9 protein-coding genes are annotated in these 11,349 nt (G+C 48.8%); 6 read left to right on the top strand and 3 right to left on the bottom strand.

Going from position 1 to position 11,349, the window contains the following annotated elements:
- The first annotated feature begins 44 nt into the window (after window positions 1-44).
- The 4 genes from nrdD to R4537_RS01885 all read left to right on the top strand — a co-directional run bounded on the left by nrdD (window position 45) and on the right by R4537_RS01885 (window position 4,681).
- Entirely contained in the window at window positions 45-2,165 is a 2,121-nt protein-coding gene (gene nrdD / locus R4537_RS01870) for an anaerobic ribonucleoside-triphosphate reductase (protein ID WP_000802768.1), read from the top strand.
- A 4-nt stretch (window positions 2,166-2,169) separates the two neighbouring features.
- Window positions 2,170-2,637, top strand: coding sequence for an anaerobic ribonucleoside-triphosphate reductase-activating protein (nrdG, locus tag R4537_RS01875; RefSeq protein ID WP_001106209.1), 468 nt, complete (start codon window positions 2,170-2,172; stop codon window positions 2,635-2,637).
- Between the two features lie 121 nt (window positions 2,638-2,758).
- A complete protein-coding gene (locus tag R4537_RS01880; RefSeq protein ID WP_071178050.1) occupies window positions 2,759-3,940 on the top strand; it encodes an amino acid aminotransferase in 1,182 nt (393 codons plus the stop codon).
- 57 nt (window positions 3,941-3,997) lie between these two features.
- Complete coding sequence (locus R4537_RS01885) at window positions 3,998-4,681, top strand: ATP-dependent zinc protease family protein (RefSeq protein ID WP_071178051.1); 684 nt, start codon at window positions 3,998-4,000, stop codon at window positions 4,679-4,681.
- A gap of 233 nt (window positions 4,682-4,914) precedes the next feature.
- Here the strand turns inward: R4537_RS01885 and fruA are convergent, their stop codons facing one another.
- The 3 genes from fruA to fruB are packed head-to-tail and all read right to left on the bottom strand — an operon-like array spanning window position 4,915 to window position 8,836.
- Window positions 4,915-6,651 carry a PTS fructose transporter subunit IIBC gene (gene fruA, locus R4537_RS01890; RefSeq protein WP_071178052.1) on the bottom strand — a complete coding sequence of 579 codons (1,737 nt, stop codon included), beginning with the start codon at window positions 6,649-6,651 and terminating at the stop codon, window positions 4,915-4,917.
- Window positions 6,652-6,669: 18 nt separating this feature from the next.
- On the bottom strand, window positions 6,670-7,623 hold the full coding sequence (gene pfkB, locus R4537_RS01895; RefSeq protein ID WP_071178053.1) for a 1-phosphofructokinase: 954 nt from the start codon (window positions 7,621-7,623) through the stop codon (window positions 6,670-6,672).
- Between the two features lie 10 nt (window positions 7,624-7,633).
- Window positions 7,634-8,836 carry a fused PTS fructose transporter subunit IIA/HPr protein gene (gene fruB / locus R4537_RS01900; RefSeq protein WP_071178054.1) on the bottom strand — a complete coding sequence of 401 codons (1,203 nt, stop codon included), beginning with the start codon at window positions 8,834-8,836 and terminating at the stop codon, window positions 7,634-7,636.
- 339 nt (window positions 8,837-9,175) lie between these two features.
- Between fruB and cra the strand changes: the two genes are divergently transcribed.
- Together cra and R4537_RS01910 are read left to right on the top strand one after the other, a co-directional pair.
- Window positions 9,176-10,156, top strand: a complete 981-nt coding sequence (gene cra, locus R4537_RS01905) for a catabolite repressor/activator (RefSeq protein WP_000171123.1) — start codon at window positions 9,176-9,178, stop codon at window positions 10,154-10,156.
- 53 nt (window positions 10,157-10,209) lie between these two features.
- The gene (locus R4537_RS01910; RefSeq protein ID WP_071178055.1) at window positions 10,210-11,349 is read left to right on the top strand and encodes an exonuclease SbcCD subunit D; all 1,140 of its coding nucleotides are present in this window, start codon (window positions 10,210-10,212) and stop codon (window positions 11,347-11,349) included.

Consider the following 11,349-nt stretch of genomic DNA (forward strand, 5'->3'; position numbering starts at 1 on the left):
GTATTTGTGGGTAACTCTGTGAGTATGCTGGGTAAGGAGAGAAGGTGAAACCTATCGTAATCAAACGTGATGGCTCAAAAGCGCCATTCAACAGGGATCGTATCCAAGCTGCTGTAGAAAGTGCTGCGGAACATGCCGATCAGGAAATCGCTATCTACGCACTCAATGTGGCATTAGCCGTTGAACTCAAGCTGCGTGATTACGATGAGGTACACATCACCGAGATTCAAACCTTAGTAGAGAACGAGCTAATGCAAGGCCCGTACAAAGCATTAGCTCGTTCATACATTGAATATCGCCATGACCGCGATGTCGCGCGTGAGAAGCAGAGCAAGCTGACCAAAGAAATCGAAGGTCTGATCCAAGAAAGCAATGCGGATCTACTCAATGAAAACGCCAATAAAGATGGCAAAGTGATCCCGACTCAGCGCGATTTGTTGGCGGGTATTGTCGCCAAGCATTATGCCAAAACGCGAATTTTACCACGTGATGTGGTGCAAGCTCATGAGTCGGGCGACATTCATTATCATGATCTGGATTATGCGCCTTTCTTCCCGATGTTTAACTGCATGTTGATTGACCTAAAAGGCATGCTGACTCATGGGTTTAAAATGGGTAATGCTGAAATTGACACGCCTAAGTCAATTTCAACCGCAACGGCAGTTACCGCGCAAATTATTGCTCAAGTCGCGAGCCATATTTATGGTGGCACAACTATCAACCGGATTGATGAAGTACTGGCTCCTTATGTGACGGCAAGCTACGAAAAGCATTTAGAGATTGCCCGCGAATGGGATATTCACAGCCCTGAAGCGTTTGCTAAGGCGCGCACTGAAAAAGAGTGCTATGACGCTTTCCAATCGCTGGAGTATGAAGTCAACACGCTGCATACCGCGAATGGGCAAACACCGTTTGTGACTTTTGGTTTTGGTCTGGGCACAAGCTGGGAATCGCGCTTGATCCAGCAATCGATCCTGAAAAATCGCATCGCAGGTTTGGGTAAAAACCGTAAAACTGCGGTATTCCCGAAACTGGTGTTTGCGATTAAAGATGGACTCAACCACAAAGCAGAAGATCCTAATTACGACATTAAGCAGCTCGCGTTAGAGTGCGCTTCTAAACGCATGTACCCAGACATTCTCAACTACGACAAAGTGGTTGAAGTGACGGGTTCATTCAAAACCCCGATGGGATGTCGCTCGTTCCTAAATCCTTATGAGGAAAATGGGGAGTTGATCCATGAAGGGCGTAATAATCTTGGCGTTGTAAGCTTGAACCTGCCACGCATTGCCTTGCAGGCGAAAGGCGATATAAATAAATTCTATGCTCTGTTGGATGACAAACTGAAACTTGCTCGCCGCGCATTAGATACTCGGATTAACCGTTTAGAAAATGTGAAAGCACGTGTTGCACCAATCCTATATATGGAAGGGGCATGTGGTGTACGTTTGAAAGCGAATGATTCGATTGCGGATATTTTCAAACATGGCCGTGCTTCTATTTCATTGGGTTATATCGGTGTACATGAAACCATCATGGCGCTGTTTGGTCAGCAAAAGCATGTTTATGATGACGTGCAACTGCGTGAAGAAGCCGTGAAAATCATTCAACATCTGCGCAACGCGGTTGAGCAGTGGAAAAAAGAGACCGGTTACGCGTTCAGCCTCTATGGCACACCGAGTGAAAACCTGTGCAGCCGATTCTGCCGAATTGATGCCAAGCAATTTGGCGTGGTGGAAGGAGTGACGGATAAAGGTTACTACACCAACAGCTTCCATTTGGATGTTCAGAAGAAGGTGAATCCGTACGACAAGATCGATTTTGAAATGCCATATCCGGAAATTTCAAGCGGTGGATTCATCTGCTACGGCGAATTCCCGAACATGCAACGTAACGTAGAAGCGCTCGAAAACGTATGGGATTACAGTTATCACCGCGTGCCGTATTACGGGACCAATACGCCAATCGATGAATGTTATGAGTGTGGTTTCACCGGCGAATTTGACTGTACCAGTAAAGGGTTTGTTTGCCCGCGATGTGGCAATCATGAGCCGACCAAAGTCTCAGTGACGCGTCGAGTATGCGGTTATTTGGGCAGCCCAGATGCACGTCCATTTAACGTCGGTAAGCAAGAAGAAGTCAAACGTCGGGTGAAGCACCTGTAACAGTATGAATTACCATCAATATTATCCGATTGATGTGGTTAACGGGCCGGGGACACGCTGCACGCTGTTTGTCTCCGGCTGCGTTCATCAATGTAAAGGATGTTATAACCAAAGCACGTGGTCGCTGTCGTCTGGACATCGCTATACCCAAGAGATGGAAGATAAAATCATTGCGGACTTGAAAGACACACGTATCAAACGCCGTGGCTTATCGCTCTCGGGTGGCGATCCGATGCATCCTGCCAATTTATCTGCAGTGTTACAGCTTGTTCAGCGGGTAAAAACCGAGTGCCCAGATAAAGATATCTGGCTCTGGACGGGATATACCTTGGCGGAATTGGATGATAGCCAACAAGCTTTACTGCCATACATTGATGTGTTGGTGGATGGCAAATTTATCCAAGAGCAGGCTGATCCTGGGCTAGAGTGGCGGGGCAGTGCGAATCAAGTGATTCATCGCTTTACCTTGTAAGTCCTTGTTCTCAGCGCTCTAGTGTTTAAGGGGCGACTGAGAACAAAAAATCCCTTTCGGTTTTCTCTTATCTAGTTTACTTTGTGAGTTGTTACCTGAATTTCAAAGGGTTGTGACTTTCATGTTTACTCATTTACCAGCACCAGTTTTAGATCCAATACTTTCTCTCTCCGTCGCCTTTCGCAATGATCCTCGTCCACAAAAAGTGGATCTGGGAATCGGCGTTTATAAAAACAGTCTTGGCGAAACGCCAATCATGCGTGCCGTTGCGCTGGCGCAAGATAAAGTGGTGGCAAGCCAAAAAACCAAATCTTATGTCGGCCTTGCCGGTTGTGAAGAGTTCAACCAGAGCATGATGCAGCTCGTATTAGGTTCAACCTTGGATAAGGAGCGCACGATTGCAATCCAGACTCCGGGAGCCAGCGGCGCGCTGCGTATGCTGGGGGATTTGATGCGTGTGGCGCAACCGGATACTACTGTGTGGATCACCGATCCTAGTTATGTCAACCACAAGCCCGTGATGGAAGCGGCTGGTCTGAAAGTACGTTACTACCGTTATTTCAGCCGTGAAACCAAAATGGTGGATACCGAACAAATGTTGGCCGATCTGGCACAAGCGGGAACGAAAGATGTGGTGTTACTGCATGGTTGTTGTCATAACCCGACAGGTGCCGATATCGATTTTTCTGCGTGGCAAGCGATCACTGAGTTGGCGCAGAAAAACGGCTTTATCCCTTTTGTCGACATCGCCTATCAAGGTTTTGGTGACGGCTTAGAACAAGATGCACAAGGTTTGCGTTACATGGCTGAGCGCATGGAAGAGATGTTGATCACGACATCCTGCTCTAAGAATTTCGGCTTGTACCGTGAGCGTACGGGAGCGGCGATTGTGATTGGGAAAAATCAGCAAGAGGTGACCAATGCACGCGGCAAAATGCTGACCTTAGCGCGTTCCACTTACACTATGCCGCCCGATCACGGTGCTGCTCTCGTCAAAACAGTGTTAAGAGATGAGCAGCTCACGGCAATTTGGAAACAAGAGTTGAGTGAAATGCAGCAACGTTTGTTAACTCTGCGCAAAAATTTGTGTAATGAGTTGAGAAATCAACACAATACGCGACAATTCGACTTCATTGAGAGCCATAGAGGCATGTTTACTGTACTGGGATTCAGTGCTGAGCAGATGGGAAGGCTGCGTGAAGAGTTTGCGATTTATGGTGTCGCAGATGGACGAATTAATATCGCAGGGCTGACCGAAAAAGACATTCCTTATGTGGCCAATGCTATTATTCATGTGTCGTAAATGAAGATGACAGCAATATGCCCAATCAGGAAGGGTGGTATTTGATTAGGTGAAACTATGAGTCAACCACTGAAGTTGTTAGTACCATTAATGTTAAGTAGTGGATTGGTGGCTTGCGCTACCAATCCGGTGCCATCTACATCGGCACAAGTGCCTGAGGTGGTGGAGACGCAAGCTCAGCCTGTGGTAACTGTGCCTGAAGAGATCGTCGATCCTAATGCTCCTCTGGTCGAGACTTTACCCTTGCTTGAGCCTGCACACTCGTTTGAAGAGAAAGATGATTTTTCGACAGCGACAAAAACTTCTGATGGCAAGATAGTATTAGGCGATAAAGAGTGGGTTTATCTGCCGGGTTTGAAAGAGAGTTTCAAAGCACGAATTGATACTGGGGCGACCACCTCATCGATCAGTGCGGTAGATATCGTGCCTTTTGAACGCGGCGGACAGGATTGGGTGAAATTTCGTATTGAACACGATAATATTCGCAGTGAGGAGTTAAGTTTACCCGTCGAACGTTGGGTGAGAATTCGTCAATCGAGTGCCGAGGAAGCGCAGCGTAGAGCCGTTGTGGTGGCATGGATCCAAATTGGTGATTTAAAAGAGCAAACGGAGTTTACTTTGACCGATCGCACGCACTTAACTTATCCACTGCTACTGGGGCGCAGCTTCTTTAAAGATGTCGCGGTAGTGGATGTCTCTCGCCACTATATTCAACCCAAACATCCAAGCCCTAAAAAATAGTCCGAATCTTCTCGCCTAACTTGAGGGCAGTGAAAGTGTTGGCTATGTTCCGATCCTCATGCACATAGGCAATCGATGTTCATGGAGAAGCCACTTGGGGTTTTTTAGGTATAAAACGCTCTTTAGATATAAAGAAGTTGTTTAGATATAAAAAAGCCAGCGGAATTCCACTGGCTTTTTCATTTTCACTGAGCATTTATGTCACTAAGTACGCCTTTCACCATGCACTCAGATTAAGCCGCGACCGCTTTGGCTTGTGCCGACTTTTTCAGCATAGCGTAGCCAAAACCGGTAATCGCCGTACCGACAGCAATCGCGACCAAGTACAGCAGCACCGGGCTTATCGCATTCGGGATCAAGAGCACAAACAGACCGCCGTGTGGCGCCATCAATTTCGCGCCAAATAGCATAGAGAGTGCGCCTGTCACGGCTCCACCCACCATACAGGCTGGGATCACACGCATTGGATCTTTGGCGGCAAAAGGAATTGCACCTTCAGAGATAAAGCATAGGCCCAGAACAAAAGAGGCTTTTCCTGCTTCGCGCTCTCCCGCTTCAAACTTGTCTTTCGCGATAAAGGTCGCTAAGCCCATACCCAATGCTGGTACCATACCTGCCGCCATGATTGCGGCCATTGGCGCATAAGTTTGTGAGGCGAGTAAGCCGACGCCGAAGGTGTATGCGGCTTTGTTCACTGGGCCACCTAAGTCGAAACACATCATGGCACCAAGCACAATACCGAGCAAAATCGCGTTGGTTGATCCCATGTTGTTTAGGAAGCTGGTCATGCCGCTCATGATGCTCGACATGGGGCCGCCCACGACGTAAATCATCACTAATCCGGTAAATAAGCTGGCAATAAACGGGATGATCAAAATCGGTTTTAGCGCGGCCATTGATTGAGGCAGTTGCACTTTATCGGCGATAAATTTGGCGCTGTAACCCGCGAGGAAACCTGCAACGATACCGCCAAGGAAACCGGCGCCCGTTGAGCTTGCGAGCATACCGCCAATCAAACCCGGTGCCAGTCCCGGACGATCGGCAATAGAAAATGCAATGTAACCAGCAAGCACCGGAATCATCAGCGCAAATGCTGAACCTCCGCCAATCTGCATTAAAGCAGCAGCTAAAGTGCCTTCTTCTTTGAACGCTTCAATACCAAATACGAAAGAGAGCGCGATGATAAGACCGCCAGCGACCACGACAGGCAGCATGTGCGATACGCCCGTCATCAAGTGTTTATACACGCCTTTTTTCTCTTCTGCTTTGTCGTTAGTCGCGCTGTTGGCAGAGCTTGAAAAAGTTTTCGCTTGCGTGAAGGCATTACTGAGCTCCTGCGCGGTTTTCTTCAACGCGAGGCCAGTACTGGTTTTATAGAGTTTTTTTCCATTGAAGCGATCCAGAGGAACATCAATATCGGCCGCGATGATCACTAGATCGGCGGCAGCAATTTCTTGCTCCGTCAGTTGGTTTTTAGCACCGACTGAACCACGCGTTTCAACTTTGATCTGATGGCCTTGACGTGTCGCTTCCGCTTCTAGTGCTTCCGCTGCCATAAAGGTGTGTGCAACCCCCGTTGGGCAAGCAGTAATGGCGACGATTTTTTTGGCAGAAACAGGCGCTGTGGAGGGGGAGTCACAGCGTGTTGCCTGCTCGGAGCTGAGTTCAGTCGCTTGTTCTGCGGCTTGCTTAAGGTAACCGACGGGATCGGAAGTACAGGCGGTAATAGGGCTTTGGTAGACTTTTTTACCGACAAAACGCTGCATATCAATCTCGCCGTTAGCGGCCAGTATGACCAGATCGGCTTTATTGATTTCCTCTTCGCTTAAGGTGTGGCCTGCAATCACTGTTGAGTGACATTCGATATAGGCTTCCCACCCTAACGTTTTACTGGCTTGCTGCAGTAAACCCGCCGCAATAATGCTGTTAGCAACGCCACTTGGGCATGCGGTTACAATGGCTATTTTCATCTTCACGACCTTCTGTCCTTAGGCACCCATCGTAGGATGGAGTGCGGATACTTGAATTTGTTGTTGTAGGGTATTGAGTTGCTCCCTATCACCAAGACCAACGCCGACTTGGGTTACCGCAAGTGCAGACAAGGCCGTTGCGAAACGGAGCAAAGATTCTTTTTCCATACGTTGCATATGTCCCCAACATAGACCAGCAACCAGCGTATCGCCTGCGCCGACTGTGCTCACCACCGGCATTTTGGGTGGTTTTGCATGCAACCATTGGTTTTCATGCAGCCACATCACGCCTTCGGCCCCCATTGAAATAACAATGTTTTCAATCTGTTTTTGGGCGAGTTCGGCGGCGGCTTGCTGGCAGTCGGTTAGGGTAGTCAGCTCGCGACCACACCATTGAGAAAGCTCTTCATCATTGGGTTTAATCAGCCAAGGTTTAGCATCCAATCCTGCCAACAGTGCATCGCGGCTACTGTCAAACAGTACTTTTTTATTCATGCTGCGCAGTTGGGCAATCCACCCAGCGCAGCGCTGTGGTGAGATACCTTGTGGCAAACTGCCCGCGAGCACGAAATAATCATGATCCTGTGCTAGGCGCTGTAAGGTCGCTTCGAAAGCCTCAATATCCGCTTCCGTCACCTGAATACCGGGAAAATTGATGTCACTGACTGCACCACTTTGTTCAACCAGTTTGACGTTAATGCGCGTCGCTCCCGCGATGCGAATAAACGCATCCTGTACGCCCAACTGCTCAAACAGTTGGCAGAAGAGTTCTTGATTATCTCGGCCAAGAAAGCCCGTGACTGTCACTTGTGCGCCAAGTTCACTGAGTACTTTGGCAACGTTTACCCCTTTGCCCGCGGCATGCAGTGAACTCTGCCCAACTAAGCTGACTGAGCCAACGTTAAGCTGGTTTACACTGCCCGTTAAATCGAGCGCTGGATTTAAGGTGATGGTGACCACTTTTTTTGTCATGTGATGCCCCTTAACCTTCGCCTAAGCCAGCATTGATCGCCACGCCTAGCGCTTGCAGCGCGGCTTCTGCATCTGGGCCTTCTGCGGTGAACTGCAACTGATGATTGTGTTTTACGCCCAGCGCAATCACTTTCATCAAGCTTTTGGCATTGACGACTTGACCATCGCCATCCAGGTTAGACACACGGATATTAGATTCAAACTTCTTGGCTTCGGCGACTAACATCGCACCGGGACGAGCGTGCAGACCATGGCTATTTTTAATGCGGAAAGTCGCCGTATGAGCGCGAGCTGAATCAGGCTCTGCCACCGTTTCTGCGGCTATCGTTTCCCCAGTGATCGTTTCCCCAGCAATTGTTTGCTGAGCGATGGTTTGTTCAGCGTTGCCGCTAAACAGATTAAGCAGTTGCTGAACATCGGCCTGTAAGAGTTGATCTTGTTTTTGCTCAAACACGCACTGAGTAATGGTGTTAAGCAGAGGCTGGTGGACATCATTACACACCGAAAACGCAATCAGCGCTTTCACCGCTTGTTGCTCATATTCACAATGGTTTGCCGTAGTGACAATCGACATCCCAGTCCGTTTTACGGCGCGATCGCTGGCTACTAACCACAAACCGCGTCCAAGATGAGTCGGTGCTTTAGTGACTAGGTCGGCAACAAATTCATTTTCTGCGCAGCCCGTGTTTTTCAACAATCCCCCCGCGACAGCGCTCATTTGCACCATATCACTGGCTGGAAACTGCAATTGGATCAACGAAGCGTCAAAATCTGCGGTTAACTGGGCTTCACCTTTGATAATGGCAATAATTTGTTGCGCTGTTTTGGCTTGCTGGAGCGCTTGCTCAACGCCATCGGCAGACAGCACTCTGGTCAGCTGCTTTAGAATGCCCAAATGTTCATCCGATTTCGCGGCGATACCGATGGCCACATACACCAGATTACCGTCTCCCCAATCCAAACCTTGCGGGAAGTGCATGGCGGTGACACCTGTCTGCTTAACCAGTTCGCGGGTATCGGTTGTGCCATGCGGAATCGCAATCCCATTACCGAGATAGGTGGAATGCTGTGCTTCGCGATTGAGCATACCTTGCGCATAGCCTTCTGCCACTAAGCCTTTCGCGGTCAACGCGTGAGCCAGTCCTTGAATCGCAGCTTGCTTATTCGCAAAGTGTTGCTGCAATTGAATATCTTGTGTGGTGAGTTCTAACATTCTTAACTCCTGTCTGCCTCTATAGGCGGGATGTGGTATTTCGCTGCAGGTTTTCAGTTGAAGCAATACCTTGTCATTCATCCCGTCTCGTTTTCCTTTGAGCTGAATCGGTTCAGCATAAAGGGCAAAAAAATTCAGCAAAACTTCGAATACTCACGATCTTGCTGCTGGATACTCGACACAATCTGACCTGTGTAGTGGGGGGAGATTGTGAATCAACGGTACTTTTGCTGAATCCTTTCAGCTTTAATACTGAATCGATTCAGCGTATAATTCAACACTAGGCTAGGATCAAAAATCGCGTTCTATGATCAGACGCACATAAAACGAGACCCCCTTATGACACTGGATGAAATCGCGAAATTAGCTGGCGTATCGAAAACCACCGCCAGTTATGTGATCAACGGCAAGGCGCAGAAGTATCGGATCAGTGAGAAAACGCAGCACAAAGTGATGGCTGTGGTGGAGCAGTATAATTTCCGGCCGGATCATGCCGCATCGGCATTGCGTGCAGGCAATAGCCGCTCGTTTGGTTTAATCATTCCGGATCTGGAAAACACCAGTTATGCGCGTTTGGCAAAATTACTTGAACAAAACTCGCGGCAAGCCGGCTACCAAATTTTGATCGCTTGTTCCGATGATGACCCACAAATTGAAATGGCAGCGGCTGAAGCCTTAGTTTCTCGCCGAATCGACGCTCTGTTTGTGGCGAGCGGTATTCCGAATGCCAGTGAGTATTACCTCAAGTTGCAACAATCAGGAACGCCTGTGATTGCGATTGACCGTGCCTTGGATGATGAGTATTTCTCCTGCGTGATCAGTGAAGACTTTGGCGCGGCATTTGAGTTAACGCGTTCCGTGCTTACTCAGGATGTGCACAGCGTCGGTTTGGTTGGCGCGCTACCCGAACTGAATGTGTCGCGTGAACGTGAACAAGGGTTTGCCATGGCGGTTAAGCAGCGCGGCTTACCAACCACTCTAGGTTATGGTGAGCATTTTAACCGTGAAGAGGGGCGTAAAGTATTTGCCAAATGGGTGGCGAATGATCAGTTGCCTGATGCGGTGGTGGCAACATCCTATACGCTCCTTGAAGGCATTCTTGATGTTTTGCTTGAGCAGCCAGAATTGATGCAAAAAGTTCGCTTAGCGACCTTTGGTGATAACCGCTTACTCGACTTTTTACCCATCCGAGTGAATTCTCTGCCTCAGCAATTTGAATTGATTGCCGATAGCGCATTAGCCTTGGCGCTGAACGCGTCGGCGAAACGTTATCAAACGGGGATCGAGCTCATTCCACGTCAGTTAAAGGTGCGCACTTAAACAAAATAAAGGTATGATATGCGCCAGTTTTCGTTTCCTCCCACAGGCAAGGCATGAAGTTTCTACATACTTCGGATTGGCATCTTGGTCGCCAATTTCATCAAGTCTCATTATTAGATGATCAAAGCGCTGTTCTCGCACAACTGATCGACTTTCTGCGCGACAATCCGGTGGATGCCGTGATTGTCGCTGGTGATATTTATGATCGGTCGATTCCACCCACGGCGGCGATTGATTTATTGGATGAAGTGGTCAGCGTGATCTGTGGCGAGTTGAAGACACCTTTATTGATGATCCCGGGCAATCATGATGGTGCGAAGCGTTTAGGCTTTGCCGCGAAGCAGATGAAAAATTCGGGCTTACATATCTTTGCTGATTTTGAACAGATGATGCAGCCAGTTGTGCTGCATTCACCGCAAGCGGGCGAGGTCGCTTTCTGGGGAATGCCGTATCACGACCCAGAGATAGTGCGCCACTACTATCACAACGACATTACCACGCACGACGCTGCACACCAATTTTTGTGCGAGAGTATTCTTGCTCAGCGCAATCCGTCACAACGTCACGTATTAATCAGCCACTGTTTTGTCGATGGCGCGATGGAGTCTGAATCTGAGCGGCCATTATCGATTGGTGGCTCAGATCGTGTTGACCATCGCCATTTTTTGCCTTTTGACTACGTCGCGCTTGGGCATTTACACCAGCCGCAAATGAAAGGCGCGGAACATATTCGTTACTCTGGCTCATTGATGAAATACAGCTTCGGTGAGCAGCACCAAAACAAAGGCGCTACCTTGGTTGAGCTAGGGCAGCAAGGTTTTATCAGCGCAACGCATATTCCTCTCATCGCGCCTCATCAAATGCGCATTATCGAGGGAGAGTTGGAGGCGATTCTTGCAGCGGGAGCCACCGACCCGCAGGCAGACGATTACCTGCTAGTGCGTCTTTTGGATAAGCATGCCATTCTCGACCCGATGGAAAAGCTGCGTCAGGTTTATCCCAATGTGCTGCATCTTGAAAAGCCGGGCATGTTGATTGGTGTGGTTCAAGAGATGGGCAAGGCACGATTGGCGCGAGGGGAATTGGATATGTTTCGTGATTTTTTCCTTGAGGCGAAACGTGAACCTCTGAGTGAGCAGCAAGAGAAAGTGGTGATTGAGGTGATTGCGCGCCTGAAAGCGGAGGGCATGTAA

The organism is Vibrio paracholerae, from assembly GCF_037672085.1.
In the GTDB taxonomy this organism is placed as follows: Bacteria; Pseudomonadota; Gammaproteobacteria; order Enterobacterales; family Vibrionaceae; genus Vibrio; species Vibrio cholerae.